The organism is Pectobacterium polaris, from assembly GCF_002307355.1.
GTDB classification, from domain to species: Bacteria; Pseudomonadota; Gammaproteobacteria; order Enterobacterales; family Enterobacteriaceae; genus Pectobacterium; species Pectobacterium polare.
Window position 1 is genome coordinate 543,727 of sequence record NZ_CP017481.1, and the last position, 26,579, is coordinate 570,305.

25 protein-coding genes and 2 tRNA genes are annotated in these 26,579 nt (G+C 52.2%); 13 read left to right on the forward strand and 14 right to left on the reverse strand.

Annotated elements, in window-relative coordinates; all coding sequences use genetic code 11:
• Nucleotides 1-103: 103 nt before the first annotated feature.
• Nucleotides 104-721, reverse strand: coding sequence for a LysE family translocator (locus BJJ97_RS02400; RefSeq protein WP_095992967.1), 618 nt, complete (start codon nucleotides 719-721; stop codon nucleotides 104-106).
• 250 nt (nucleotides 722-971) lie between these two features.
• Between BJJ97_RS02400 and BJJ97_RS02405 the strand changes: the two genes are divergently transcribed.
• A complete protein-coding gene (locus BJJ97_RS02405; protein ID WP_095992968.1) occupies nucleotides 972-1,856 on the forward strand; it encodes a LysR substrate-binding domain-containing protein in 885 nt (294 codons plus the stop codon).
• Nucleotides 1,857-1,874: 18 nt separating this feature from the next.
• A complete protein-coding gene (locus BJJ97_RS02410; RefSeq protein WP_095992969.1) occupies nucleotides 1,875-3,041 on the forward strand; it encodes an MFS transporter in 1,167 nt (388 codons plus the stop codon).
• A 69-nt stretch (nucleotides 3,042-3,110) separates the two neighbouring features.
• On the opposite strand, the gene BJJ97_RS02415 is transcribed toward BJJ97_RS02410, so the two are convergent.
• The 3 genes from BJJ97_RS02415 to BJJ97_RS02425 are packed head-to-tail and all read right to left on the reverse strand — an operon-like array spanning nucleotide 3,111 to nucleotide 5,725.
• On the reverse strand, nucleotides 3,111-3,929 hold the full coding sequence (locus tag BJJ97_RS02415; protein ID WP_095992970.1) for an ABC transporter ATP-binding protein: 819 nt from the start codon (nucleotides 3,927-3,929) through the stop codon (nucleotides 3,111-3,113).
• On the reverse strand, nucleotides 3,926-4,690 hold the full coding sequence (locus BJJ97_RS02420; protein ID WP_095992971.1) for an ABC transporter permease: 765 nt from the start codon (nucleotides 4,688-4,690) through the stop codon (nucleotides 3,926-3,928). The genes BJJ97_RS02415 and BJJ97_RS02420 overlap by 4 nt, the downstream gene beginning before the upstream one ends.
• Before the next feature lie 15 nt (nucleotides 4,691-4,705).
• A complete protein-coding gene (locus tag BJJ97_RS02425; protein WP_095992972.1) occupies nucleotides 4,706-5,725 on the reverse strand; it encodes an ABC transporter substrate-binding protein in 1,020 nt (339 codons plus the stop codon).
• 336 nt (nucleotides 5,726-6,061) lie between these two features.
• On the opposite strand from BJJ97_RS02425, the gene BJJ97_RS02430 reads away from it, so the two are divergent.
• Nucleotides 6,062-7,720: a DUF1963 domain-containing protein gene (locus BJJ97_RS02430; RefSeq protein ID WP_095992973.1), complete on the forward strand. Its 1,659-nt coding sequence runs from the start codon at nucleotides 6,062-6,064 to the stop codon at nucleotides 7,718-7,720.
• A gap of 122 nt (nucleotides 7,721-7,842) precedes the next feature.
• Here the strand turns inward: BJJ97_RS02430 and BJJ97_RS02435 are convergent, their stop codons facing one another.
• The gene (locus BJJ97_RS02435) at nucleotides 7,843-8,538 is read right to left on the reverse strand and encodes a YjjG family noncanonical pyrimidine nucleotidase (protein WP_095992974.1); all 696 of its coding nucleotides are present in this window, start codon (nucleotides 8,536-8,538) and stop codon (nucleotides 7,843-7,845) included.
• Nucleotides 8,535-9,674, reverse strand: coding sequence for an MFS transporter (locus tag BJJ97_RS02440; RefSeq protein ID WP_264372056.1), 1,140 nt, complete (start codon nucleotides 9,672-9,674; stop codon nucleotides 8,535-8,537). Before BJJ97_RS02440 ends, BJJ97_RS02435 begins: the two co-directional genes overlap by 4 nt.
• 243 nt (nucleotides 9,675-9,917) lie before the next feature.
• Between BJJ97_RS02440 and BJJ97_RS02445 the strand changes: the two genes are divergently transcribed.
• A complete protein-coding gene (locus BJJ97_RS02445) occupies nucleotides 9,918-10,523 on the forward strand; it encodes a hypothetical protein (protein WP_095992976.1) in 606 nt (201 codons plus the stop codon).
• Between the two features lie 96 nt (nucleotides 10,524-10,619).
• On the opposite strand, the gene BJJ97_RS02450 is transcribed toward BJJ97_RS02445, so the two are convergent.
• The 4 genes from BJJ97_RS02450 to orn form a co-directional block, all read right to left on the reverse strand.
• Complete coding sequence (locus tag BJJ97_RS02450; RefSeq protein ID WP_095992977.1) at nucleotides 10,620-11,165, reverse strand: hypothetical protein; 546 nt, start codon at nucleotides 11,163-11,165, stop codon at nucleotides 10,620-10,622.
• Nucleotides 11,166-11,631: 466 nt separating this feature from the next.
• A tRNA-Gly gene (locus tag BJJ97_RS02455) sits at nucleotides 11,632-11,707 on the reverse strand.
• Nucleotides 11,708-11,783: 76 nt separating this feature from the next.
• Nucleotides 11,784-11,859 (reverse strand) — tRNA-Gly (locus BJJ97_RS02460).
• Nucleotides 11,860-12,075: 216 nt separating this feature from the next.
• Entirely contained in the window at nucleotides 12,076-12,618 is a 543-nt protein-coding gene (gene orn, locus BJJ97_RS02465) for an oligoribonuclease (protein WP_010283124.1), read from the reverse strand.
• Nucleotides 12,619-12,801: 183 nt separating this feature from the next.
• Between orn and rsgA the strand changes: the two genes are divergently transcribed.
• The 3 genes from rsgA (at nucleotide 12,802) to mscM (ending at nucleotide 18,407) form a co-directional block, all read left to right on the forward strand.
• The gene (gene rsgA / locus BJJ97_RS02470; RefSeq protein ID WP_095700722.1) at nucleotides 12,802-13,851 is read left to right on the forward strand and encodes a small ribosomal subunit biogenesis GTPase RsgA; all 1,050 of its coding nucleotides are present in this window, start codon (nucleotides 12,802-12,804) and stop codon (nucleotides 13,849-13,851) included.
• Between the two features lie 148 nt (nucleotides 13,852-13,999).
• Nucleotides 14,000-15,028 (forward strand): archaetidylserine decarboxylase, encoded by a 1,029-nt coding sequence (gene asd, locus BJJ97_RS02475; RefSeq protein ID WP_095700723.1) that lies wholly within the window; start codon nucleotides 14,000-14,002, stop codon nucleotides 15,026-15,028.
• Between the two features lie 55 nt (nucleotides 15,029-15,083).
• Entirely contained in the window at nucleotides 15,084-18,407 is a 3,324-nt protein-coding gene (mscM, locus tag BJJ97_RS02480) for a miniconductance mechanosensitive channel MscM (RefSeq protein WP_095992978.1), read from the forward strand.
• A 51-nt stretch (nucleotides 18,408-18,458) separates the two neighbouring features.
• On the opposite strand, the gene epmA is transcribed toward mscM, so the two are convergent.
• Nucleotides 18,459-19,436 carry an elongation factor P--(R)-beta-lysine ligase gene (gene epmA, locus BJJ97_RS02485; protein WP_095992979.1) on the reverse strand — a complete coding sequence of 326 codons (978 nt, stop codon included), beginning with the start codon at nucleotides 19,434-19,436 and terminating at the stop codon, nucleotides 18,459-18,461.
• 473 nt (nucleotides 19,437-19,909) lie between these two features.
• Here epmA and frdA point away from each other — a divergent pair, with 473 nt between their 5' ends.
• The 5 genes from frdA (at nucleotide 19,910) to BJJ97_RS02510 (ending at nucleotide 23,926) form a co-directional block, all read left to right on the forward strand.
• A complete protein-coding gene (gene frdA / locus BJJ97_RS02490) occupies nucleotides 19,910-21,706 on the forward strand; it encodes a fumarate reductase (quinol) flavoprotein subunit (protein ID WP_095992980.1) in 1,797 nt (598 codons plus the stop codon).
• Complete coding sequence (locus BJJ97_RS02495) at nucleotides 21,699-22,436, forward strand: succinate dehydrogenase/fumarate reductase iron-sulfur subunit (protein ID WP_095700727.1); 738 nt, start codon at nucleotides 21,699-21,701, stop codon at nucleotides 22,434-22,436. Before frdA ends, BJJ97_RS02495 begins: the two co-directional genes overlap by 8 nt.
• 13 nt (nucleotides 22,437-22,449) lie before the next feature.
• Nucleotides 22,450-22,845, forward strand: coding sequence for a fumarate reductase subunit FrdC (gene frdC, locus BJJ97_RS02500; RefSeq protein WP_039487256.1), 396 nt, complete (start codon nucleotides 22,450-22,452; stop codon nucleotides 22,843-22,845).
• Nucleotides 22,846-22,859: 14 nt separating this feature from the next.
• Nucleotides 22,860-23,216: a fumarate reductase subunit FrdD gene (gene frdD, locus BJJ97_RS02505; protein ID WP_039487228.1), complete on the forward strand. Its 357-nt coding sequence runs from the start codon at nucleotides 22,860-22,862 to the stop codon at nucleotides 23,214-23,216.
• Nucleotides 23,217-23,341: 125 nt separating this feature from the next.
• Nucleotides 23,342-23,926, forward strand: coding sequence for a lipocalin family protein (locus BJJ97_RS02510; RefSeq protein ID WP_095992981.1), 585 nt, complete (start codon nucleotides 23,342-23,344; stop codon nucleotides 23,924-23,926).
• Between the two features lie 166 nt (nucleotides 23,927-24,092).
• On the opposite strand, the gene BJJ97_RS02515 is transcribed toward BJJ97_RS02510, so the two are convergent.
• The 3 genes from BJJ97_RS02515 to efp all read right to left on the reverse strand — a co-directional run bounded on the left by BJJ97_RS02515 (nucleotide 24,093) and on the right by efp (nucleotide 25,441).
• Entirely contained in the window at nucleotides 24,093-24,446 is a 354-nt protein-coding gene (locus tag BJJ97_RS02515; RefSeq protein ID WP_005972979.1) for a DMT family protein, read from the reverse strand.
• A 113-nt stretch (nucleotides 24,447-24,559) separates the two neighbouring features.
• The gene (locus tag BJJ97_RS02520; protein ID WP_005972977.1) at nucleotides 24,560-24,691 is read right to left on the reverse strand and encodes an entericidin A/B family lipoprotein; all 132 of its coding nucleotides are present in this window, start codon (nucleotides 24,689-24,691) and stop codon (nucleotides 24,560-24,562) included.
• A gap of 183 nt (nucleotides 24,692-24,874) precedes the next feature.
• Nucleotides 24,875-25,441, reverse strand: a complete 567-nt coding sequence (efp, locus tag BJJ97_RS02525; protein ID WP_039279757.1) for an elongation factor P — start codon at nucleotides 25,439-25,441, stop codon at nucleotides 24,875-24,877.
• 41 nt (nucleotides 25,442-25,482) lie between these two features.
• On the opposite strand from efp, the gene epmB reads away from it, so the two are divergent.
• Complete coding sequence (epmB, locus tag BJJ97_RS02530) at nucleotides 25,483-26,535, forward strand: EF-P beta-lysylation protein EpmB (protein WP_095992982.1); 1,053 nt, start codon at nucleotides 25,483-25,485, stop codon at nucleotides 26,533-26,535.
• Nucleotides 26,536-26,579: the final 44 nt, after the last annotated feature.

Here is a 26,579-nt window from a genome sequence, read left to right on the forward strand (position 1 = left end):
GAGAATCGATCATGTTAAGAAACCGACTATTTTCCTAAATCCCTCAGCAGGTAGGTATAGCATTCCGATGGTTTTCTTGCCTGATCCGGTAAATTTCTCCTTATCAGAGAGTAATTTTGGTGAACGCCAGAGACGCGCCTAACGCAATCAGTGCAACACCGATACCTTTGTCGACCCAATGTTGACGATCGATCAGTCGGCGGCGCATAGCCGGTGCAGCAAAAAACAGCGCAACAATACTGAACCAGACCCAGTGTGCCACCGACATGAATAACCCGTAGCCAAAGTTATGGCTCATTGGGCTACCGGGCTGTACGACCTGGGTATAGGTGGCGACGACAAACAGCATGGTTTTTGGGTTAAGCGCATTGGTGAGAAAGCCCATGCGAAACGCAGCAAGCGATGACGGCGCATGACCGGACGCCTCTTCTAATTTTATTTTTGTCGTATTGGTTAATGATTTATATCCCAGATAAATCAGATAGGACGCGCCCAAAATCTTCATCGCCATAAATAGCATCGGAGAGTTCACAATGAATACCGCAATGCCAAAAACGGTATACATCACGTGGATCTGGACGCCGCAGGCAATGCCAAACGCGCTGAGTAAACCGGCGCGCGAGCCAAAGGCATAGCTGTTGCGAGTCACCATAGCAAAATCAGGCCCCGGGCTGATCACCGCCAAAATGGTGATCGTCGCAACGGCAATTAACTCATTCATTAACGTTTTCCTTGTTCGGCAAGCCATCACTTTCACGATGATTTTGCACAGATGGGTAACAGACGGGCTAAAGGAGGAATGCAAAAATCACTGACGCAATACGGCTAGAAAAGGTGCGAATCCCACGATATTTCCTCATTATTTAGGCCATTAGGCTTTTTAAACTTGAAGGCAGTGTGATTATTCAGCGTTTGCATATGGCAAAAAAGCGATTTATCTTGGTATAAATCTGTCAAATTTCATCGTGTATATGAAAATTCCCTCGTTAGCCTCTTTTCGCTTCTTTGAAGCGGCCGCACAAACCGGTAGCTTTGTTAAAGCCGCCGAGTCCCTGCATGTCACACATGGTGCCGTCAGCAGGCAGATCAGATTGCTGGAAGATGCGCTGGGGGTTGAGCTATTTGAACGACGCAACCGCGCGATCTTTTTAAACGCAGCGGGCCGTTCTTTGCATACGGTCACGCAGTCCGTTTTTGAACAGCTCGAAGGTGCGGTCTATCGGCTACAGCAAGGTGCGCAGGATGACGTGCTGACGCTGTCATGCGAACCCACGATTGCCATGAAATGGCTGATTCCGCGGCTACCGGCTTTTAATCTGGCGAATCCCGATATCAAACTGCATCTGGTGGCTGCGGGCGGGCCGATTGATTTTGTGCGTAGCGGCGTTGACCTCGCGCTGCGGCGTGACGATTTTCACTGGGACCCACAAACGCATGGGGTAAAGGTGTGTGATGAATGGATGGGGCCGGTAAGCCGTGACAAAAACGAGCGAAAAAACAGTCTGGAAGGGATGCGTTTGCTCTATACCGGTACGCGACCAAAAGCGTGGGCAACCTGGCAACGACAGACGCATGTGTCACTCAAAGGCAGTACCAGAGCGGACTATGAACACTTTTATCTGTGTATTCAGGCGGCTGTATCGGGATTAGGCATGGCAATGGCGTCTTTCCTGATGGTGCAGGACGAGATTGCAAACGGGCAACTGCATGCCCCGTATGGATTTGCGCGGGAGGGTTCTGCTTATTATCTGTTATCGCCTATCCCCCTTGAGCAAAATGAAAAGTATGTACGATTTCATACCTGGCTAATGCAGGAAGTGTCCACCTGCCTTTCCGGGGTTGAAAATGCTTGTTAAACCCGCACTGGAAAGACAATGACAGCACATTCCCGTGAAGCTAATTTCACGACAATCAACATGATTATCGCCGCCTCACTCGTGGGGTTGGTCACAGGGTACACGCTGCCGCTAATCAGCCTGAAGCTGGCCGAGCTCGGGCACAGCACGGCAACGCTCGGTATTCTGGCAGCCCTTCCAGCGGCGGGGATGATGCTATCCTCTTTCGTTACGCCGTGGCTCAGCCGCCGCCTGCACGCGAGCTATCTGTTATCCGGCAGCCTGATCATTCTGGCGGCATCAACCGTTGCCTCGTGCCTGCTGTCACACCCTGTTGCGCTCATTTTCCCTCGTCTGTTAACCGGGCTCGCCTCGGGGGTTTTGGTGGTGCTGGGAGAAACCTGGGTCACCAGTCGGGCGTCAGACAAACACAAAGCGACGCTGACGGGGCTGTATGCCGCTGTTTTCACAGGATGTCAGCTGATAGGGCCGCTGCTCATTGCCGCTGGTGAGCCGATGCAAACCTATGCGCTATGGCTGATTTGCGCGATATCCGTCGTGTGTGGATTCATGCTGAGGAACTGCGCCACGATGATTCAGGCAGATGAATCGTCTTCATCGTCTTATCGAGATCTTGTCCCTTTTCTCCCGGCAATCGCCTCTGGCGTGCTCTGCTTCTCCTTCTTCGATGCCAGTATCCTTTCGCTCTTTCCGCTTTACGGCATGGAACAGGGCTTGGACGAAAAATCCGCGATCTTACTGGTCACACTCATATTTCTGGGCGATGCCATATTTCAGACGCCGATTGGCTGGCTGGCAGATAAATGCGGCATCATCAAAATCCACATCAGCTGCGGCATCCTTTTCTGTGTGATGCTGGTCTTGATCACCTTCTCGTTCGCCTCCCCTTCACTTCTGGTCCCCGTCTGTATCGTACTGGGCGCAGCGGCAGGCGGGCTTTACACGCTGTCTCTGGTTCGGGCGGGTCAGAAATTTGCCGGTCAGCGGCTAATTGTGATGAATTCACTTCTGGGGCTGGTGTGGTCCGCAGGCAGTATCAGCGGGCCGCTATTCTCTGGTGCCGCCATCACGTTTTACGGCTACGACGGCCTCATCGCCATCTTGCTGCTAACCGGCGTGCTGTTTGTCGGCATACAGGGCGTATTAAGAAAAGAACGCGTATCGCGCTCGTTGGGTGAAGAGTAAATATAGAAATCTGGCTCACCAAACCTGCTACGGCTTGGGAGCCAGAAATAGAGACGCCAGATGGGCACCTTATGCAGCCATTTCGCGTTTGAACACCTCCAGCGTGTGTGCCTTGACACAGATAAATTCAGGATCGCTCATCGCCTCCGCACCGCGCGGGCGCGCCAAATTGAACGGAATAATCTCCGACACCGTCGTTGGCCGGCGCGTCAGCAGCAGGATTTCGTCCGCCAGAAATACCGCATCTTCTAAATCGTGTGACACGATAACCATCGTCACGCCAGTCGCCACCTGAACTTCTTGCAGCTTGTCACGGATGAACAGCGTCATTTCAAAATCCAGCGCGGAGAATGGCTCATCCAAAAACATCACCTCCGGCCCCGTCGCCAGCGCGCGCATGATACATACCGTCTGCTGCTGTCCACCTGAAAGCTCATACGGATAACGCTGAAGATCGAAGCGAATATCAAACATCGCGATCAGTTCATCCATCCGCGCCTGAACGTCTTGCTTGCGCATGCCGCTGCGCACCAGCGGATAAGCAATATTCTTCCAGGCGCTCATCCAGGGGAAAAGCGCATCACGATAGTTTTGAAACACATACCCGATTCTGGTTTCTGACAGCGTTTTGCCATCAAACAGGATATCGCCGCTATCGACGGGAATCAGCCCGGCAATCATGTTCATCAACGTCGATTTACCACAGCCATTCGGCCCGAAAATAGACACGATTTTGCCACGTGGTAAATCCAGATTCAGGTCGGTATAGAGCGGCTGACCCGCAAACGACTTGTTCAAGCCGCGAATGGTGACGTGGGTGTTCGGTGCCGGATAAGGCGGAAAAGCGGTATCCAGTTTTTCCAATTGCGCTGTATGAGATGTCATCATGCTTTGCCACTCCAGTGAACAATTCGTTTCTCTACCACTAAAAACAGGACGTTAAGCAGATATCCCAGTGCGCCCGTAATCAGAATCGAGGCGTACATATCCCGAATATTGAACACCTGTTGAGCATCAATGATGCGGTGCCCCAACCCCGTTTCCGAACCAATAAACATCTCTGCGACAATCACGATCACTAGCGCCATCGACACACCAGTGCGCAGGCCGACAAAGGTTTGTGCCAGACTTTCCAGCAGCATGATGTCTTTAAAAATATGCCAGCGAGAAATCCCCATGACCTGCGCCGCCATCAGACGGGTTTTCTTTGCATTCATCACGCCATAGGCGCTGTTGAACAGAATCACCAGCACAGCGGCAAACGCCGAAATGGCAATCTTATTCGCATCGGTTATTCCGAAAATCAGCAAAAATAGTGGAATCAGCGCCGATGACGGCGTAGAGCGGAAGAAGTCGATCAAGAACTCCAGACTGCGGTAGATCTTTTCGTTGCTACCTAAAATGACGCCGAGCGGCACGCCAATCAGTGCAGCAAAACCAAACGCCACCAGCGTACGGTATAGCGTCGCACCGATATCGGTACGCATGCTGGCATCCGCGAAAGACTGGAACATATAACCCAGCGTCTCAACGGGCGAGGGTAATAAAATAGGGTTCAGCCATTTCGCGCTGACGGCCAATTGCCAAAAGAGAAACAGCAGAATCGGGCCGACAGCGGGTAATAATTTAGACGTCCAATGCTGGCGCATAATCGAGCACCTCCCTTAAGGCTGATAAATCAGGCTGCTGACATCCACTGGCTGCCGGAAGATTTTTCTTTCAGTGAACACGTCATAAAACTTCTGGAACCACGCCAGATTGTCGCCTTTTAGCTCGTCGTACATGACAAACCCCGGCAGCGGCACTTCTTTACTCAGTTCGGCCTCAATGCTGGTGTAACCCGTGATGTGATCGCGAGCGGCTTCTGGATTCTGCTGAATAAACTGCACCGATTTGGCATAGGCCTGCGTGAAGCGTTTTGCATCCGCCACCCGACTTTCGATAAAACCGCTATTTAACGCTGCCGCACCGCCAAACCACGGCGCATCGGGATTATCGAGCACATAACGCGAGATCACACCGGTTTCCAGGGTACGCGATAGCCCTTTCAGCCGGCCGACGGTTCCCGTCGGTTCCAGAGTATAAACACCGTCAATCTGACCCGCGGCCAGCGCAGCCACATGTTGCCCGACGGGTAATTCCGTCACGCGCAGCTCGTCCGCCGTAAAACCATTTTTCTCCAGAATGATTTTTGTCATCACCACATTCTGAATACCCGGCCCACAGGCGATACGCTTGCCTTTCAGCTCCGCGATACTTTTTACATCGCTGTTTAACGGCACCAGAAATTCATCCAATACCATCCGATGATTAGAAGGATTCGAGCAAATGATCTTGAACAGGCCGGGTGAGGTAATCGCCCCTAATCCCAATGCGCCAGTGGCCGTACCGTTGGCGCATCCGTGTATACGGCCCGTAATCATCCCCTCGACAATCTGTTGCGGGCTGGCGAACTTCACCGCTCGCACATTCAACCCTGCCTCTTTGAAAAAGCCCCGCTCAACGCCCACATATAAAGGCAAGCCGCCCACAATCGGCCAGTAACCAATGCGGATTTCTTCCCCTTCGGCGGCAAAAGCCATTCCCGGCAGCAAGCTGCTTAGCGTCAGCGCGCCTGCGCTAACCGCTGACCACTTCATCAACTGCCTGCGTTTACGATCGATCTTGTCATTGTTATTTTTCATTGTATTCCCCCTTCAACGGTGAGCTAACAACAGCCGATAACCACCAGCCTGAAAAAACCGATCAGGTCGATTGCCTGAGTCGCCCCATCTTGTACACAAGATGGTATGTAAGACTAAGCACAGGCCGTGCCATGTTTATTAGCGCCATAAAACCCCAGCAAACACGCCGATCCGGCTGCGTTAGCGCACCAAAAAAAAGCAAAACGTTACAAAAATGCATTGCGAGTGATGCAGAGTGACTCGCCATCAGCACATCGCCTTCTTGCTGAGGCAGACAAATGTGGCATCATAAAAAATCCATCAGAGGCGATATGCTTTTCTACGTTAGGGATTGTCATGCCAATCATGCACACGGATGTTTTATCTATAGATTTCCCCTCAACTTTCACGTCCATTGAGCAGATAGGACAAGGGGGACTCGGCCAATACGCCACTGACGATGGCGCCGTTGCGCTAAACATTTACCCGGTGAGTGGAGAACTGCTGCATAAAGTAGAAACGGGGCAGGTAGAGCGATATCGTGCTTTCTGCGGTAAAAGCTATGGCACACTCACCTGGCTTGAGGAAAAAACGTTAATCCTCGAAAACGACAGCGCATTGTTAATGACGGCGGAAGGGATTTACGGCTTCGCCTACCTATTCGCGTTTATCCGCTTAACGGATACGGTTTGCCTTTTCGCTGGGGGATACTGCCCGCAGGATCGGCAACAAGAACATTTCAAAACCCTAGAAACCGCGCTACGCAGCCTGCGGATTATCACCACAACCCCAGAGATGGCATTGATCCTCCATAGAAAAGCATTAGGGGAAGAAGAAGCGGGGGCCAACGCCATTCAGGAAAACAAGGTAGAAATAAAGCAGGAAAAGACAACCGAGACGCCAACCTTTACCCCTATGCCCATCGATCCAGCCTTGCACCCGCTGCTGGCGGAGTACTCTCCGTTACGGCGGCACCTTGTGGATGCGCTGCTCTCGGCGGATACCATCGCCCCTATAGTCCATGCCGTGGCTGGCACCTTGCGTAGCAGCGTCGATTTCTATCATGGCGAAGAGGACGACCAGACAGCGCTGGGCAATCATCGGCTAGGCGGTCTGCCAGATTTACCTGTCGATATTCCCTACCCTTGCGTCAGCGTCACAGAAGACACCTTGCTCGAATACGAGGAATGCTGGCAAGAAGGTGAAGACGAAAAAGACGAGTGCATTTTCCCCTGGGACGACGTCACAAAGACCTATCGTGTACCGCTGGAATTTATTGCGCAGATAGACTGCCGCACTTTGGCACCGCTACAGGACTATCTGCCGCGCGAAGGAACCCTATTCTTCTTTCTGGAATGTGGAAGCAGCCCTGTAACAACCCGAGGGAAAGTCATCTATGTGCAGGATGCTGCACGTCTGTGCAGCGGCACACGCTTTGCCGACTTGGCCTTCAATGACGAGAGGACGCTCGGGCAGAAGCCCGCCTTTCAACTGCATCCGAGAACCAGCGTCGCCATACCCAGCTTTTACGCATTGCGCCAAAATCCTCATCTTGAAGCCCTATTGTGCTCGCGCATGAGTCTGGAACAGCAGGCCGAGCTGGACAATGATGTATACGACGATGCGCTGTCCCGTCTTGGCTTTGCGCAATATTACGCCTGGCAGTTACGGCAACTGGGGACATTCAATCTATTACCTAATAGTAAAGCGACGGAAGAGCAACTCGCCTGGATGGTCGAAAGGGAGATGCTGCCGCCAGACTTTTCGCCTGATGCCCCGTTGCCTGAATATCAGGGCATTGCCCGAATCAACGGCTGTGGCTTCAGCCAGCATGAATTACCCGAGTTGCAGGCAGCACAGAAATTGGGTGGAGAAGCGCAGGACTGGCTGGTGCTGTTTCAGGTCTGTCTGGACGGACAATTTCAGTGGGATGACGGTACGCTGAATTTCATCATCCATCGCACCGACCTTGCAGCACTACGCTTCGACCGCGTATTTCTGGTCTGTGACTACTGAGGATGTGTGTTGCCAAAGCGCAGTGAGCAATGTGGATAAACGCGCTGACTAGCGAATAAGCGCGACGACAATCCACCGCGAATTAATTGTGGTGATTGTCGTCGATGTTGCGTGGTACAGGCTTAAGACTTGGCGCTGAGCTGCGTGAAGACGGCTTGTAGGGTAGCGGCTTCGTAGGTTGGCGCGATGTCCGAATCGTTGGCGGCGCCACCTGCATTGAACCAGCAACTGTCTATGCCGTACAGGTTCGCCCCAAGGATATCGGCATCGAGCCTGTCGCCCACGATGATCGCCTCGGCTTTTTTGAACGAACTGAACTTGCTGGCGGAGAACTCGAAGAAACGTGCATCCGGCTTGGCGAAGCCGCAAGCCTCAGAGGTAGCGACAAACGAGAGCCAATCCGCCAGACCCGAGTTCGCCACCCGCTTCGCCTGCACATGCTCAATACCGTTGGTAATAATGCCAACTTCACCAATCTCGGCAAGCGCTTCACAGATCTGAACCGCGCCATCCACCAGCACCACGGTCTCAGGTAGGCATTCCAGATAGAGATTGCTCGCTTTGTGGGGATCGATATCGATGCCATGAAGGGAAAACGTGCGCCGAAATCGTTCTACTTTCAGGAGATCCTTGGAGATTTTCCCCTTCTCAAACTCGCTCCATAGCTGAGAATTCTCACGCTGATAGTCTGCGAACAGGGTCGTATTTTCAATATCGACGCCAAGGTTCGTCAGCGTACGCGCAAACGAAAGACGCTCAGAGGCTTTGAAATCCAACAGCGTGTCGTCAAGGTCAAACAGGAAATGGCGGTATTTCATAAATGTTGGTTACTCTGCATCAAGGAATCACTTCTGACGGAGACGGACTGCGCTGGCTTAGCGGCGGTCAGCGCACGGTTAACCCCCAGAAGCACAACGAAGAATGATAGCGTCAATAGCCCGATCATCACCCACGGAAACGCACCCGGGCCTGCGCTGCTGAGAAGTAATCCTCCAATGACGCCCCCTGAGGCCACCGCAGTATTCCACGATGTGGTAGACATCGACTGTGCGACGTCCACGGCGTCAGAAGAAAGGTGGGTCATTGCCGTTTGCGTGACGACGGAGAATCCCCCGAAAGAGATGCCCCACATAAAGACTGCCAGAATCAGAATGGCCTGTACATCGGACCAAAGGCCCAGAAGAAGCGTCGCCGCGGCGAATAAGAACACCTCAGCAGGACCGAGACGCTTGAGATTCCCATCGACGATAATGCCTGACAGTACGAGGCCAAAGACCGCACCCGCCCCGAAAATAAACAGCACACCGTTGAGCCAGTCACCCATGGCAGAAGCCACGAGGAAAGGCTCGATGTAAATATACAGAATATTGTGCGTGACGATGTAGGTGAGGATCAGCGCAAGCGTCGCCCCGACACCGCGCTTGGCGGCGACCTGAGGCAGTGATAGCCGATTATCAGCCGATTCACCCGGGAAATCGGGAGCAAAAAGCGCGATCCAGACCACAAGAAGCACCGCAATAACCGACACAAGTCCAAATGCGCCCTGCCAGCCGATGACTGAACCGAGAAGGCCGCCAATCGGTACGCCGAGAACCAGCGCTGCCGTCGAGCCCGCACCGACAATAGCGATTGCACGCCCGAGTAACCATCTGGGAACCATACGGGAGGCGTACCCGGCAAGCATCGACCACACCACGCCACCGAACAGGCCAGCAACAAAGCGGGCAGCCAGTGATAAAACGTAGTTGTCTGAAAAGGCGGTCACCGCATTCACGACGGCAAATCCACTAATCGCGATGAGCAGCAAGGGCTTGCGCCGCATGCCTCGCGTCAGCGCCGTAGCAGGAATCGCAGATAACAGCGCTCCCAACGCAAATGCAGTGATGAACTGGCCAGCCAGACTTTCAGAGACATCAAGACCCGTCGCGATCGAACTGAGGAGCCCTGCCGGCATGATCTCAGTGAGTAAGGTCAGAAACGCGGCTGTCGCAAGTGCGAGGAGCTTTAACACGGGGAGAGATGGGGTTTGGATTCGATTTGCACTCAAAATAATTATTTACCTGTAACACTGGCCTGTCGTAACACACGGAATGGAGTAACACACTAAATTTGGCCATCTGAACAGAGATGATACCACCACATTCTTATACAAACAGGTAACATTGTGCTCAGGGGCGCAATACGCGGTGGGTAAATAATGTTGAAAATCTCTTTTTTTACTCTTTTTATTAGGTACTTAAAAGAAACGACCATTCGGCATCCAGACATTTTTGGGCTTAAGAATTTTTCGCCGACAGAACTGGTTTCTCAAGGATACGAGTTAGTCGGCGATCCGACTGATTTTCATTTTTATGAGAAGGGCTATGTTATTGGTTACCATAATAAAAAGCTGAATATTGTTTTGAAACGCTATTTTTATCTCGATGAGAATGCCGGAAGCGGTCTCTCAATAGGAAGGGGAGCGAGCCTTATTTCTCTTTTGAAATGCTATAAGGCCGTTTATTTAGCTGATGGTATGACTGAACCTGTTTTTGACTTTTATTTTTCAGAGGATAAAAAAGAAGGGGCCGTGATATTAAGGGATTCCGTCGTGGTTCGCTTTAATCAATGGAGCACAAAAGGACAATATTCGATTGTCACTATTGAGAGTGATTTTAGTGAATCGGCACTATTTAGCAATGTTTCAACCAATGCAGTTAAAAGCACCCTGTATGCTTATGACTATCATCTACTGCTCTCAAAACCGACTTCCAGACGTGAACCTAATGCGTTTAATCGGCTAGCTAACTTTCTTTCGGCTTGAATGGGTTATAATCTATGGTGAAGTTCACACAACTCTGTTTTATAAACGTAAATTGCAGGCAACAACCTGCAATTTACGGTAGAAAATAAAGAATTATTATTTCTTCATTTCAATGCTTTTCATTGCCTCTTTGCTTAGGCCATCCTTTGAACTGCTAATAACGCAATTGTAAGTTTCACTTTCATTAATAACCATAAAAGTGCTAACCGGGTTTTTCATTTTTTTATCAACAGAGAAAATAATATAAGCATTTGGTAAGGAACTAGGTTTAAATGCACCAAACGAGTAGCTATCAGATAAACCGAGAGGGGATAAGTCAGCCGTTAATTCCATGGGTTGCGTACTGTGCGGCGAAGGGAACATGGATTTTGCTGACATCATCATTGACTGGGTGTTAATGTTATATTCTGTTGTCACTTTCATACCGACGTATTTTGATTCAGGCATATTCAGCTGTTTCTCACACATCGCATCGTGCTGCGGACTAGGCGTTCCATTTTGCAGGACAGCATGAATGTGTTTTAATTCAACTTGGTCTTTTCCGGTATGTGCTTTTGCCATGTCATCAGCCTGAGCAAACCCACTCATCACCAAGGCTGCCGTTGCTACAACGTGTAAAATAGTGCTATTCATTGCGTTCATTTTTTCTATCCTCTTTTATCTACAGGAAAACCATATGAACCATGCTAACAACCCGTTAATTATTAAATAACTAACCGGAATACTTCATGAGATTTAAAGAGTATTTCCCAGATAAGTTCGGATAGAAAAACAAATCACTGAAAAAGCACGATAATAACCAGCATCATTTTAAATGACGTGATTTTATAAATTCATTCTGGTTATAAACATAGTCAAATTTCAATATTACGTCAAAATCAAACCGACACAAAAATAAAATAAAAACAAGAATTACAAATAAATATAATCAAGCTAAGTATTTAATAAAATTATTTATCTACGATATCAACGATCAAGGCACAGCCCAGAGACATCACTCAGCGTACAGCATGGGTTTCTTACGCGATGAAAAAAGCAGAAAATGTCTAACGGGCTTTATACGTCAAAAGAAAAAAGGATACTGAATCAGAGAAAGAGACTAAAAGATTGGAGCGGGAAACGAGACTCGAACTCGCGACCCCGACCTTGGCAAGGTCGTGCTCTACCAACTGAGCTATTCCCGCATATAGGACAGACACTAACAGGCGTTACGTCTGATTACTGCACACTGCTTGTATGGTGACAAACAGTGATAAAACTTGGAGCGGGAAACGAGACTCGAACTCGCGACCCCGACCTTGGCAAGGTCGTGCTCTACCAACTGAGCTATTCCCGCCCGGGAAATCTTTACACGATGTTGAAGTTCTTTAATTGAAATTCTTCATCGGTATGGGGTGCGCATTATACGAGAAATCCGTTTAACCGCAAGCCCCCCAAAATGAAAAATTGTCTGACTGCTGATAAAAAAAACAATACGCTGGTAAAACAGGCGTTATGGCGTAAATAGCAGCAGTTCGCTGCACATCACTCCCTACCCGTTTTGCTTCACCGACTACAGTCGCAGAAAGTTCTCACGGTAATAGGCCAATTCCGCCAGTGATTCGCGAATGTCATCCATCGCCTGATGCGTGCCTTGCTTCTTAAAGCCCGTCAGAATTTCTGGCTTCCAGCGTCGCGCCAGTTCTTTGAGCGTGCTGACATCCAGATAGCGGTAGTGGAAGTAGGCTTCCAGCTCTGGCATATAGCGGAACAGGAAGCGACGATCCTGACCGATGCTGTTACCACAGATCGGCGATTTACCCGCCGGTACCCATTTTTGTAGAAACGCCAGCGTTTCCAGCTCGGCAGCGCGTTCATCCGTGGTGCTGGCTTTGACGCGATCCGTCAGGCCGCTGGCACCGTGCGTACGCACATTCCAGTCATCCATCAGCGCCAGTTGGCTGTCTGACTGGTGCACCGCCATGACCGGCCCTTCAGCCAACACGTTCAAGTTTGCATCCGTCACCAGCGTTGCGATCTCAATAATGCGATCGTGATCCGGGTTCAGACCCGTCATTTCGAGATCGATCCAGATCAGGTTATTTTCATCTACCATCGTGGGAATTCCTGTTGCATTGTGCCCTGTCGTCGATACAAGGATACCAGTAACAATCTCAATGCTGATACCGACAAGGTGGTATCAGTTAATTAAAATCAAATAGGGTGTATTATAGTCCGTTCAAACGCGGCGAGCGACAACCCGCTGTCGTGAACGATAAATCGTCTTAAGTGAGGCTCAGTGAGCAAAAAGAAACTGTCGAAAGGTCAGCAGCGTCGGGTTAGCGCAAACCACCAGCGTCGCCTGAAAAAAACGGAAAGCAAAGTCGAATGGGAAGATAGCCAACTGGGCGATGCGCAGGAAGGCATTATCATCAGCCGATTCGGTATGCACGCCGATGTGGAAGCCGCCGATGGCGTGGTGCACCGCTGCAACATTCGTCGGACCATTTCATCGCTGGTCACGGGCGACCGCGTCGTCTGGCGCCCCGGCCATGAATCACTCGCTGGCATCAGCGGGATCGTGGAAGCCGTTCACCCCCGCCATTCCGTCCTGACTCGCCCCGACTATTACGATGGCATTAAACCGATCGCCGCCAATATCGATCAGATCGTGATCGTCTCGGCGATCTTACCTGAGCTGTCGCTGAACATTATCGATCGCTATCTGGTCGCCTGCGAAACGCTGGAGATCGATCCGCTGATCGTGCTGAACAAAATTGACCTGCTGGATGACAAATCCCGCCAGTTTGTTGATAAACAAATGGATATCTACCGCGCCCTCGACTATCGCGTGCTGATGGTTTCCAGCCATACTCAACAGGGTATCCCTGAACTGGAACAGGCACTCACTGACCGTATCAGTATTTTCGCCGGACAGTCAGGTGTCGGGAAATCCAGCCTGCTTAACGCGCTGCTTGCACTGGGTGAAGAACGCATTCTGGTAAATGAGGTGTCTGATAACTCAGGATTGGGGCAACACACCACCACCGCCTCCCGGCTTTATCACTTCCCGCACGGCGGCGACGTGATCGACTCACCGGGCGTGCGTGAATTTGGTCTGTGGCATCTGGAGCCTGAACAGGTGACGAGTGGTTTCATTGAGTTACGTAAACACATCGGCTCGTGTAAGTTCCGCGACTGTAAACATGAAAACGATCCAGGCTGTGCGATCAATGCCGCACTTGCGCGCGGAGAGATTGCCACAGAGCGCTTTGATAACTATCACCGGATTCTGGAAAGCATGGCGCAAGTAAAAACGCGTAAAGGCTTTTCGGATACAGATAACTGACATTTATCATAACCGTCGCTACAATGCGCCCCCTTTGAGGATAAGTGAATCCGCTTATTCTCTCTGGGCTACCGCTGACAGCACTAAGCTAAGCGCGTTCCCCCAGAAAGCTTGTTTTATGGCGCACTATTAATCCAAGAGGCTCACAGTGCTGGATAATATCAAAATCAAATTACAGTATTGGCTTCCCAAGATCTGGCTGACCCGCTTAGCGGGCTGGGGAGCAAATAAGCGTGCAGGAAAACTCACCAAGCTGGTGATCGATCTGTTTGTCCGCCAATACAACGTCAACATGCAGGAAGCGCAGCAGCCGGATACCGCCTCCTACCGCACGTTTAACGAATTTTTCGTTCGCCCTCTGCGCCAAGGCATTCGTCCTGTCGATCCTCATGCGCACCGTCTGGTGCAGCCCGCTGACGGCGTGCTGTCGCAGTTTGGCCCCATTACCGACGGCAAGCTGATTCAGGCGAAGAATCACGACTACACGCTGGAAGCGTTGCTGGCTGGCAACTATGTGATGGCCGATCTGTTCCGCGACGGCCTGTTTGCCACCATTTATCTTTCTCCACGTGATTATCACCGCCTCCACATGCCGTGCGACGGCGTGCTGCGCGAGATGATTTATGTGCCGGGTGACCTGTTCTCTGTCAATCTGCTGACGGCCGATAACGTGCCGAATCTGTTTGCGCGTAACGAACGCGTCATTTGCCTGTTTGATACTGAATTCGGCCCATTGGCACAGATTCTGGTCGGTGCGACCATTGTCGGCAGCATCGAAACCGTGTGGTCCGGCGTGGTGACGCCACCGCGTGAAGGCATCATCAAGCGTTGGACTTACCCGCAGGCGGGTGAAGAAGGTGCAGTCGTGCTGGCGAAAGGCGAGGAAATGGGTCGCTTCAAGCTCGGCTCAACCGTGATTAACCTGTTTGCTGCCGGCAATAATCTCCAGTTTGCCGCACACCTGAATACCATGAGCGTGACGCGTATGGGCGAACCGTTTGCCGAAGTCCGTCAGGATGAGCAAGCGCCTGTTGTCTTCCCGGAAGGAACCGAACTGGAAGCCAACGACGCCGCACTGTCGCCTGCCGCTGTAACATCTGAGCCAGCTCAGGTTGAGGGACAAAATCCCGCGGCTGATGCAGCCGGCCAGACGGGCCACAAACCCGACGCGCCGTAAATAACGTCCGACTTTAGTCGCTTGTAAGAGTGTTGTTTGTAATAAGGTAGCTAACGTGCGTCTGATTCTGACTTTTCTTTTGGGATGTTTATTATCAACTGCCGCGTTGGCTGCCACTGCGCCCAATGAGGCGCAGTTACGCCAGCAGCTACAGCAGGCGGAAGCCAACAAAGGTGCAGCCGATCAGGCGAAAGTCGTTGAAGAATATCAGGCTGCACTGAACACCCTGCAGGACCGCAAAGAGTCACTGGAGCGCGCCACACAGTATCAGCGCGTCATTGATGATTTCCCTAAGCTGGTTCAAGAGCTGCGTCGCCAGCTTAATGCCGAAGACGGCAAATCGTCGTCTATTTCAGAAAGTCTCTCCAGCAACGATCTCGAACAGCAGTTACTGCAAACCAGCAGCCAGCTGTTGGAACAGGCCCGCCAGCTCCAGCAGGAACAGGATCGGCTGCGTGAAATCAGCGACTCACTGAGCCAGCTTCCGCAGCAGCAAACTGAAGCCAGCCGCATGCAAAACGATGCGGAACGCCGTATTCAGTCTCTCGGTACGCCTGCTACCCCGCTGGGGCAAGCGCAACTCGTCGCGCTTCAGGCCGAATCTGCCCTGCGCAAAAGCCGGGTGGACGAACTGGAGCTGGCACAGCTGTCAGCCAGCAATCGTCAGGAGCTGTCCCGGTTACGTGTCGAACTGTATAAAAAGCGCTACGACAGGATGGATCTGCTGCAACAGGATTTACGCAGCAGACTCAACAACCTGCGCCAGCGCGAAGCCGAACAGGCATTAGAGCGCACAGAGCTGCTCGCCGAACAAAGTGGCGATTTACCTAGCGTCATCAGCAAGCAGCTACAGGTTAACCGCGAGCTCTCCGTCGCGCTGAACCAGCAAGCACAGCGGATGGACCTCATAGCTTCTCAGCAGCGTCAGGCTGCCACGCACACCATTCAGGTTCGTCAGGCGCTGAGCACCATTCGCGAACAGGCACAGTGGCTCGGTGTTTCACCGATATTGGGTGAAACCTTACGGGCACAGATCGCCCGCCTGCCGGAAATGCCCAAGCCTCAGTTGCTAGATAGCGACATGGCACAGCTGCGCGTACAGCGCCTGCACTTTGAAGATCTGATCAACAAACCGCAGGAGCCTGATAACGCCAAACAGGATAACGGCGATCCGCTGACCAACGAACAGCAGCGTATTCTGGCCGACCAGATGCGAACCCAGCGCGACCTGCTGACCTCACTGATCTCCGGCTGTGATTCGCAAATACTGGAGTTAACCAAACTCAAAGTCGCCAATAACCAGCTGTCGGATGCACTAACCGAAACACGGGAAGCGGCTCATCGTGACCTGTTCTGGGTTGCGGATGTCGAGCCAGTGACGTTCGCTTATCCGCTCAAACTGGTACAGGATCTGACGCGCCTGCTGTCATTAGATACGCTGACGCAGCTGGGTAGCGCGCTGGTGATGATGGTGACCAGTCAGGAAACCGTGCTGCCGCTGCTGGGCGCACTGCTGCTGGTTGGCTTTAGTATCAGCTCTCGTCGTCACTATCATGCGTTTATGGAGCGTGCCAGCAGCCGCGTCGGTAAGGTCACACTCGATCACTTTATGCTGACGCTGCGTACCGTGTTCTGGTCCATCCTTACCGCCCTGCCGCTGCCAGTGCTCTGGGCCGCGCTGGGATACGGGCTACAAAACGCCTGGCCTTATCCGATTGCCGTCGCTATCGGCGACAGCGTGACCGCTACCGTGCCGTTGATGTGGCTGGTGATGATCAGCGCCTCATTCTCGCATCCGCAGGGGCTGTTCATTGTCCACTTCCGCTGGTCGCCGGAGCACGTAGCCAGAGCGATGCGCTACTATCGCCTCTCCATCGCCTTTATCGTGCCGCTGATTATGGCGCTGATTACGTTCGATAAACTCAACGATCGCGAGTTTTCCAGCACGCTGGGGCGGCTCTGCTTCATCCTGCTCTGTATGGCGTTGAGTTTGGTCACCGCTGGGCTAAAACGCGCTGGTATCCCGCTGCATCTTGATAAAGAAGGCTCAGGGGAAAACTCCGTTAACCGTGCGATGTGGAACATCCTGATCGCTATGCCGCTCGTTGCCGCGCTGGCCTCCTGCATCGGCTATCTGGCGACCGCACAGGCGCTGCTGGCCCGTCTGGAAACCTCCGTCTCTATCTGGTTCTTCCTACTGGTGGTTTACCACATTATTCGCCGTTGGATGCTGATTCAGCGTCGCCGCATAGCCTTCGATCGCGCCAAACAGCGACGTTCGGAAATTCTGGCGCAGCGTGCCAAAGGTGAAGAAGACACGACGTCTGCGTCGTCCCATGAAAGTAGTTCGGAAGCGGTAGAAGAACCCGTCGTCGATCTGGATGCCATCAGCGCCAAATCCTTGCAGCTGGTACGCTCCATTCTGACGTTGATTGCGCTGGTTTCCGTTATCGCGCTGTGGTCGGAAATTCATTCTGCTTTCGCATTCCTGGAAAATATCAGCCTGTGGGATGTCTCCAGCACAGTCAAAGGCGTGGAAAGCGTGCAGGCGATTACGCTGGGATCGGTGCTGATCGCGATTCTGATCTTCATTATTACCGCACAGCTGGTACGTAACCTACCCGCCCTGCTGGAGCTGGCGATCCTACAGCATTTGGATCTGTCGCCGGGCAGCGGCTACGCCATTACCACCATCAGCAAATATATTCTGATGCTGATCGGCTGTCTGATGGGCTTCTCGTTGATCGGGATCGAATGGTCGAAACTGCAATGGCTGGTTGCCGCACTGGGTGTAGGGCTCGGGTTTGGCTTGCAGGAGATCTTCGCCAACTTTATCTCTGGCCTGATCATCCTGTTTGAGAAACCGATCCGCATCGGCGATACGGTAACGATCCGCGATCTCACGGGTAGCGTCATGCGTATTAATACCCGCGCCACCACCATTTCCGACTGGGATCGCAAAGAGATCATCGTGCCGAACAAGGCATTTATCACCGAGCAGTTTATCAACTGGTCGCTGTCGGATTCGGTCACGCGTGTGGTGATGACGGTGCCAGCTCCGGCGAACGCGAACAGTCAGGAAGTTACGGAACTGCTGATGGACGCAGTGAAGCGTTGTTCACTGATTCTGGACACGCCAGAGCCCGAAGCCTTCCTCGTTGACCTGCAACAGGGGATTCAGATTTTCGAGCTGCGCGTGTTCGCCGCCGAAATGGGTCACCGTATGCCGCTGCGCCACGAACTGCATCAGCTGATTCTGGAAAACTACCGCAAACACAATCTGGAGCTTCCTTTCCCTCCGTTCCAGGTGAAAATGGACAATCTGTCGCGCAGTGGAAAAACGCTGACGCCACGGCAGCGGACGCCGGGCAGCTTATAAGAAGGGAAAACGGGCGGCGGCCAGATCTGGCCCCGCCCTACTTCAAACGGATTACGCGCGATCGACGGAGAACGCGATCACATCACTCAGCCTCTCGGCATTCAGCGCCAGCATGATCAAACGATCCACACCTAACGCCACACCAGCACACTCCGGCAGACCGTGTTTCAGCGCCGCCAGCAGGTTTTCATCAATCGGCTGCTGTGGCAGACCACGCGAGGCACGCTTGCGGTTATCCTGCTCGAAGCGCTGACGTTGCTCATCGGCATCAGTCAATTCACGGAAGCCGTTCGCCAGCTCGATCCCCTTGAAATAGACTTCAAAACGCTCGGCGACGCGATGGTCTTCCGAACTGATCTCGGCCAGCGAGGCCTGGGTTGCCGGGAAATGGTAGACAAACGCGGGTTTGTCACGCCCGATATGCGGCTCAACGCCAAAGGTGAACAGCATCTGCACCAGCGAATCGCGATCGTCTTCACGGCAGGCGATATCGCCCAGCCCGAGTTTTTCTGCTGCTTCGCGCAGCTGCGCTTTATCAACAGACAGAGGGTCGATCTCCAGATGGCGTAAAAACGCCTGCTGATAGGAGAGCATTTCCGCGCTTTCACAATCCAGTACCTGCTGCAACAGGTCATCGACCTCATTCATCAGGCGGTACATATCATAGTGAGGGCGATACCATTCCAGCATCGTGAATTCAGGGTTGTGGTGTCGGCCTGATTCTTCATTACGGAAACTGCGGCCCAGCTGAAAAATCGGTCCACTACCGGCAGCCAGCAGACGCTTCATGTGGTATTCCGGGCTGGTCATCAAATACAGCGTCATGCCATCCGCAGCACCGGGGCCAACGAAGCGGGTCTGGAACGGGTATAAGAAAATATCCGTTACCGTAGCCTGGCTCATCGCGGGCGTTTCGACCTCCAGTACACCACGATCGGTGAAGAAACGTCGGACAGCAGCAATGATCGACGCTCGTTTCAACAAATTAGCGACAGAAGCACTAGGTTGCCAACTTGTCGTCTCGCTCATGGTTCTTACTCCAAAGTCAAACAGGGGGTGCAGTCTACCCGCATCAGCCCAAATTTCCAGCGGAAAAAAGGCCAGACGCGCTTTTCAGCAATGCTGCTCTACCCTCCAGGAGGGAGCGATCAAGATAGCAGCCGTAAATTATATCCAGTGGATCATTTTCTTATATCCACCTCAAAAGGGTTATTAAAGAAATAAAAGCATTATTCCCCCCTAAATAAGTCTTTCGATCACGTTTTTATCAATAAATACGCGACCCACTGAAAAAACCGCAAAATGCAGGATCACATCAAATTTCATCTACCCATAATTCGGTATAATCATTCCCACACAAAAATTATAGGTTTATCTATTCTTTATACATCTATCACATAATTTTCAGCGGGTTTGATATTAAGCTCGGATATAAAGACAGAAACGAATAGATATTATTTTTTTATTTTAACTTAATTAACTTAAGTAACTGGAGGAATGCATTGCAAACCTTTAACGCCGATTTAGCCATTATCGGGGCTGGAGGCGCTGGCCTACGAGCAGCAATTGCTGCCGCGGAAGCCAACCCTCAACTGAAAATTGCGCTGATCTCAAAAGTCTACCCAATGCGTAGCCATACCGTGGCGGCAGAAGGTGGGTCAGCCGCAGTGACTCAGGAACACGATAGCTTCGATTATCACTTCAATGACACCGTGTCTGGTGGCGACTGGCTGTGTGAACAAGACGTTGTTGAGCACTTCGTCAAGCGCTGCCCGGAAGAGATGATTCAACTGGAACAGTGGGGCTGCCCCTGGAGCCGTAAACCGGATGGTTCTGTCAACGTTCGCCGCTTTGGCGGGATGAAGATCGAACGCACCTGGTTTGCCGCCGATAAGACCGGCTTCCACATGTTGCATACCCTGTTCCAAACTTCCCTTAAATATCCGCAAATCCAACGCTTCGACGAGCACTTTGTCCTCGACGTTCTGGTCGATGACGGCCAGGCGCGCGGCCTCGTTGCCATCAATATGATGGAAGGTTCGCTGATTCAGATCCGCGCTAACGCCGTGGTGCTGGCAACAGGTGGCGCAGGTCGCGTGTACCGTTACAACACCAACGGCGGCATCGTCACAGGCGACGGCATGGGCATGGCGTTCCGCCACGGCGTCCCGCTGCGTGATATGGAATTCGTTCAATATCACCCGACCGGCTTGCCCGGCTCAGGAATCCTGATGACCGAAGGCTGTCGTGGCGAAGGCGGCATCATGGTCAACAAAGATGGCTACCGCTATCTGCAAGACTACGGCATGGGCCCGGAAACGCCGCTCGGAGAACCGAAAAACAAATACATGGAGTTGGGGCCGCGCGATAAAGTCTCGCAGGCATTCTGGCACGAATGGCGCGCAGGCCGCACTGTCTCAACCCCGTTGGGCGATGTGGTTTACCTCGATCTGCGCCACCTCGGCGAGAAGAAACTGCAGGAACGTCTGCCGTTCATCTGCGAACTGGCAAAAGCCTATGTCGGCGTCGATCCGGTGAAAGAGCCGATTCCTATCCGTCCTACTGCGCACTACACGATGGGCGGCATTGAAACCGATCAGAACTGCGAAACCCGCATCAAAGGTCTGTTCGCCGTCGGCGAATGTTCCTCGGTTGGTCTGCACGGCGCGAACCGTCTCGGTTCCAACTCGCTGGCCGAACTGGTGGTCTTCGGTCGCGTTGCAGGTGAACACGCCGTACAGCGCGCACAGGCTGCGGCACCGGCCAACGGCACGGCGCTGGATGCACAAACGCGCGACATCGAACAACGCCTGCATGACCTGATGAATCAGGAAGGCACCGAAAGCTGGGCGAAAATCCGCGACGAAATGGGCATGTCGATGGAAGAAGGCTGTGGTATTTACCGCACCACCGATCTGATGCAGAAAACCGTCGATAAGATGGCTGAGCTGAAAGAACGCTTCAAACGCGTGAAAATCACCGACCGCTCCAGCGTGTTCAACACCGACCTGCTGTACACCGTTGAGCTGGGCCATAGCCTGGATGTTGCGGAATGTATGGCGCACTCGGCGATCAACCGTAAAGAATCTCGCGGCGCCCACCAGCGTCTGGATGACGGTTGCACCGAACGTGATGACGTTAACTTCCTGAAGCATACGCTGGCGTTCTATAACCCGGAAGGCGTACCTCGTCTGGAGTATAGCGATGTGAAAATTACCAAACTTCCACCGGCCAAGCGCGTATACGGTGCAGAAGGTGATGCGCAGGAAGGCAGCAAGAAGGAGCAGGCGAATGGCTGAGATGATCAAAACCCTGAAAATGGAAGTCATGCGCTATAACCCTGAACAGGACAGCGAACCGTATTTTGAAGCGTTCGATGTTCCGTACAACACGCAGACGTCCCTGCTGGATGCGCTGGGTTACATCAAAGATAACCTGGCACCGGACCTCTCCTACCGCTGGTCCTGCCGTATGGCAATCTGTGGTTCCTGCGGCATGATGGTGAATAACGTCCCTAAACTGGCCTGTAAAACCTTTCTGCGTGAATACACGAACGGTCTGAAGGTCGAAGCGCTGGGCAACTTCCCTATCGAGCGCGATTTAGTGGTCGATATGACCCACTTCATCGAGAGTCTGGAAGCCATCAAGCCGTATATCATCGGCAACGATCGTAAACCTGCTGATGGCCCGAACAAGCAGACTCCGGCGCAAATGGCGAAGTATCACCAGTTCTCCGGCTGTATTAACTGTGGTCTGTGCTATGCGGCATGTCCGCAATTCGGCCTGAACCCTGAGTTCATCGGCCCGGCGGCGATTACGCTGGCGCACCGTTATAACCTGGACAACCGCGATCACGGCAAGAAAGAGCGTATGGCGCAGTTGAACGGGAATAACGGCGTCTGGAGCTGTACGTTTGTGGGCTACTGCTCAGAAGTGTGTCCGAAGCACGTCGACCCTGCCGCGGCTATCCAGCAAGGCAAAGTCGAAAGCGCGAAAGACTTCATGATCGCCATGCTGAAACCACAATAAGGGAGGGACAATGATGACATCTAAACGTAAAGCGTATGTTCGCGGTATGTCGCCGACCTGGTGGAAAAAGCTGGGGTTCTACCGCTTTTATATGGTGCGTGAAGGGACTGCCGTCCCTGCCGTCTGGTTCAGCATCGTACTGATGTTCGGCGTTTTCGCGCTGAAAAACGGGCCAGAAGGCTGGGCAGGCTTCGTCAGCTTCCTGCAAAACCCACTGGTGCTGCTGATCAATATCGTTGCTCTGCTTGCTGCCGCGCTGCATACCAAAACCTGGTTTGAACTGGCACCGAAGGCCAGCATCATCGTGATTAAAGATGAAAAAATGGGGCCAGAGCCGATCATTAAAGGGCTGTGGGCTGTCACCGTGGTGGTAACCGTAGCCGTTCTGGCGATCGCCTTACTATTCTGAACAGGAGAAATAACGTGATTAACCCAACGCCAAAACGTTCTGACGAACCGCCTTTCTGGGGCCTGTTCGGCGCCGGTGGGATGTGGAGCGCGTTCTTCGCCCCGGTGATCATTCTGCTGGTCGGGGTGATGCTGCCTCTGGGCTTGTTCCCAGACGCGTTAACCTATGAGCGCATCGCCGCGTTCAGCCAGAGCTTTATCGGCCGCGTCTTTTTACTGCTGATGATTGTATTGCCGCTCTGGTGTGGCCTACACCGTATCCACCACGCGATGCATGACCTGAAAATCCACGTCCCTGCCGGGAAATGGGTGTTCTACGGTCTGGCAACCATCCTGAGTGTGGTTACCGTCATCGGTGTTGTTACACTGTAGAGACAACGCTGTAGATGTGAATCTGTACTTAACGGCCTGCACGATATTGCAGGCCGTATTATTTCCCCGCCTGACCACATCCATCGTCTACACTGGAACAAAGATGAAAACGATGAGATGTCAATATGATGCCCTTTAACGCTATTCGCTTTAACACCACGTTATTCAAAAGCCTTCTCTTCAAAATCAGACGACGTGGGAAAGCGTGCATTGCCGCGCTGATAGCACTCTTTTCTGTCGCCTGTAGCGTAACGCCGCCCGATAACGTCACCGTCGTGGAAAATTTTGACGTCAATCGTTACCTCGGCACATGGTATGAGATCGCCCGTCTCGACCACCGCTTTGAACGCAATATGGAACGCGTGACGGCAACCTACAGCCCGCGGGATGACGGCGGAATCAAGGTGATCAATCGTGGCTTTAACGTCGAAAAACAGGAATGGAAAGAGAGCATCGGGAAAGCGTATTTCACGGGTTCGCCCCAGCAGGGCGCACTAAAAGTGTCGTTCTTCGGGCCGTTCTATGGCGGTTACAACATTATTGAACTGGACGACGACTACCGTTACGCCCTGATTTGCGGGCCGAACCGCGACTACCTGTGGATTCTCTCACGCACGCCAACGTTAGATGCTACGACACGCGACAAACTGGTCGCCACAGCCAAACGCTACGGCTTCCCGACAGAAGCGCTTATCTGGGTCAATCAGTAATCTAAGCATGTTGACCACAACACGAAGATGAAACGTCTATACCCTAAATAATTCGAGTTGCGTGAAGGCGGCAACTGCGAGAATCCCCAGGAGCTTACTCAGGTAAGTGACTGGGGTGAGTAAGGGCGGCCAACGCACAAGCAGCTTGAAGTATGACGGGTATGCGTTATCCCATAATCTTATCGCGAAACATAAAGAAAACCGCGCCCAGCAGGCACAGCCCCGCCCAAATATAATCGGTGCGGAACGGTTCTTTTAAAATGAACATGGAGAAAGGGATAAATACGGAAAGGCTGATCACTTCCTGCAATATTTTCAATTGACCGGCAGAGGCAACCTGATAACCAATCCGATTGGCCGGCACCTGTAGAAGGTATTCAAATAATGCGATACCCCAACTGATCAACGCAGCAATTATCCAGGTTCGGCCACTGAAATAGCGTAGATGCCCATACCAGGCGAACGTCATAAATATATTACTCAACGTCAGCATGCCGACAGTAATGAAAAGAGGCGACATTATTACTTCTCCGAGTGATCCACTTTCACATTATCTCGCCGTGGGGAAGAAAACACCATAAACGGCATTTTCTTCCACTCGGAAAAGTTATTACGACTTATTTCCTACGTTATCTATTGGGCGCTGCGCTGAATGGCCTTCCCACCCGCTTCAACATCTTGCCCAACGCCTCGGGTGGTATTGCACCCAACCACCGCAGAGAGAATAACCAGAGAGAAAATGGCAACAAAAGCTTTCTTCAACATACTCGGTTCCTTCTTTATGAGAGTAGGATTTCAACGGTACGAAAGTGACTGCTTTTTAAGCGTAGCCAATTTTAATTCTTGTGGAGGTTTTTTCGGACGAGGAGCAAAGCAGGGGAAGACTTGAGTGAGGAAAAAATGAATTAAAAAGGCCGCCCTCACAGAAGGCGACCTTTTTCGCATTAATTACTTAACGCGTGATACGTATTCGCCAGAACGGGTGTCAACTTTGACAACTTCGCCGATCTGCACGAACAATGGCACTTTAACGACTGCGCCAGTGCTCAGCGTTGCTGGCTTACCACCCGTACCGGCAGTATCGCCTTTCAGGCCTGGATCGGTATCGGTGATTTCAGCTTCGATGAAATTCGGTGGCTGAACGGTGATTGGGCTACCGTTCCACAGAGTAACGATACATTCTGCGTTGTCTTGCAGCCATTTTGCGGCGTCACCAACGGTCTTCTCTTCAACCTGATGCTGTTCAAACGTCTCAGGGTGCATGAAGTGGTAGAACTCACCGTCGTTGTACAGGTAGTTCATGTTGGTATCGACGACGTCTGCGCCTTCTGCAGAATCGGTAGACTTGAAGGTTTTTTCAACGCGAGAGCCCGTCAACAGGCGACGCATTTTTACGCGAGCAAAAGCCTGGCCTTTACCCGGCTTAACAAACTCACTGGATTCGACGGCATACGGTTCGCCTTCGAATATGATTTTAAGACCGGAACGGAAATCGTTGCTAGAATAAGTCGCCATAAAGGCCCTCTATAATTTTAATACTGGTACGAAGCCAAAAAATGGCACACATTGTAACCCTAAATATACCTTCCAGAGAAGATTGGTTGCAGCAACTTGCAGACGTAATTACCGATCCTGATGAATTACTGCAACTTTTGGCACTGAACGATCACGCTAAACTTCGGCAAGGCAGTGATGCGCGCAGGCTTTTTGCGCTGCGTGTACCGCGAGCATTCGCTGCACGGATGCAAAAAGGCAATCCTGACGATCCGTTGCTGCTACAGGTATTGACCGCGCGTGAGGAGTTTATCGCCACCCCAGGCTTCACTCATGACCCGCTTGATGAGCAACACAGCGTCGTGCCGGGGCTACTACACAAATATCACAACCGTGCTCTGCTGCTGGTTAAAGGCGGCTGTGCGGTAAACTGCCGCTACTGCTTCCGCCGCCATTTCCCCTATCAGGATAATCAGGGCAACAAGGCAAACTGGCGTCAGGCGCTGGATTATATCCGCCAGCACCCAGAACTGGATGAAATTATTTTTTCCGGTGGCGACCCGCTGATGGCTAAAGACCACGAGCTGGACTGGCTGATCACCGAACTGGAACACATCCCACATCTGAAACGTCTACGCATTCACAGCCGCTTGCCGGTGGTTATCCCTGCACGTATTACCGACGCGCTGTGCGATCGCCTGTCGCGCAGTTCGCTTCAGGTGTTGCTGGTAACGCATATTAACCATCCGCAGGAAATTGATCCTGATTTAACACAAAGTATGGCACGCTTGCGCCGTGCGGGCGTGACGCTGCTCAACCAAAGCGTGCTGCTGCGCGGGGTGAATGACAGCGCAGAGACGCTCGCCCGGCTCAGTAATGCGCTATTTGACGCAGGAATTCTGCCTTATTACCTGCACGTACTGGATAAGGTTCAGGGTGCCGCGCATTTTCTGGTAGATGACAACGAGGCACGCGTCTTAGTTAAAGCGCTGCTGAAGAAGGTATCCGGCTATCTGGTGCCGCGTCTGGCACGGGAAATCGGTGGGGAAGCCAGCAAAACGCCGCTGGATTTAGGGATGAAGCAGCATCAGGACGATGCCGATCTATTACGTTGAGCGACCGAGTGAGTGAATAATGCGGTGAGAGCGGATTTCTCCAC

Bases quoted from the DNA above. Each gene is read 5' to 3' on its own strand.
- BJJ97_RS02400 (WP_095992967.1), bottom strand. From the start codon at position 721: ATGAATGAGTTAATTGCCGTTGCGACGATCACCATTTTGGCGGTGATC.
- BJJ97_RS02405 (WP_095992968.1), top strand. From the start codon at position 972: ATGAAAATTCCCTCGTTAGCCTCTTTTCGCTTCTTTGAAGCGGCCGCA.
- BJJ97_RS02410 (WP_095992969.1), top strand. From the start codon at position 1,875: ATGACAGCACATTCCCGTGAAGCTAATTTCACGACAATCAACATGATT.
- BJJ97_RS02415 (WP_095992970.1), bottom strand. From the start codon at position 3,929: ATGATGACATCTCATACAGCGCAATTGGAAAAACTGGATACCGCTTTT.
- BJJ97_RS02420 (WP_095992971.1), bottom strand. From the start codon at position 4,690: ATGCGCCAGCATTGGACGTCTAAATTATTACCCGCTGTCGGCCCGATT.
- BJJ97_RS02425 (WP_095992972.1), bottom strand. From the start codon at position 5,725: ATGAAAAATAACAATGACAAGATCGATCGTAAACGCAGGCAGTTGATG.
- BJJ97_RS02430 (WP_095992973.1), top strand. From the start codon at position 6,062: ATGCCAATCATGCACACGGATGTTTTATCTATAGATTTCCCCTCAACT.
- BJJ97_RS02435 (WP_095992974.1), bottom strand. From the start codon at position 8,538: ATGAAATACCGCCATTTCCTGTTTGACCTTGACGACACGCTGTTGGAT.
- BJJ97_RS02440 (WP_264372056.1), bottom strand. From the start codon at position 9,674: ATGCCGGCAGGGCTCCTCAGTTCGATCGCGACGGGTCTTGATGTCTCT.
- BJJ97_RS02445 (WP_095992976.1), top strand. From the start codon at position 9,918: ATGTTGAAAATCTCTTTTTTTACTCTTTTTATTAGGTACTTAAAAGAA.
- BJJ97_RS02450 (WP_095992977.1), bottom strand. From the start codon at position 11,165: ATGAACGCAATGAATAGCACTATTTTACACGTTGTAGCAACGGCAGCC.
- orn (WP_010283124.1), bottom strand. From the start codon at position 12,618: ATGGTAGATGAAAATAACCTGATCTGGATCGATCTCGAAATGACGGGT.
- epmA (WP_095992979.1), bottom strand. From the start codon at position 19,436: ATGAGCGAGACGACAAGTTGGCAACCTAGTGCTTCTGTCGCTAATTTG.
- BJJ97_RS02495 (WP_095700727.1), top strand. From the start codon at position 21,699: ATGGCTGAGATGATCAAAACCCTGAAAATGGAAGTCATGCGCTATAAC.
- frdC (WP_039487256.1), top strand. From the start codon at position 22,450: ATGACATCTAAACGTAAAGCGTATGTTCGCGGTATGTCGCCGACCTGG.
- BJJ97_RS02510 (WP_095992981.1), top strand. From the start codon at position 23,342: ATGATGCCCTTTAACGCTATTCGCTTTAACACCACGTTATTCAAAAGC.
- BJJ97_RS02515 (WP_005972979.1), bottom strand. From the start codon at position 24,446: ATGTCGCCTCTTTTCATTACTGTCGGCATGCTGACGTTGAGTAATATA.
- BJJ97_RS02520 (WP_005972977.1), bottom strand. From the start codon at position 24,691: ATGTTGAAGAAAGCTTTTGTTGCCATTTTCTCTCTGGTTATTCTCTCT.
- efp (WP_039279757.1), bottom strand. From the start codon at position 25,441: ATGGCGACTTATTCTAGCAACGATTTCCGTTCCGGTCTTAAAATCATA.
- epmB (WP_095992982.1), top strand. From the start codon at position 25,483: ATGGCACACATTGTAACCCTAAATATACCTTCCAGAGAAGATTGGTTG.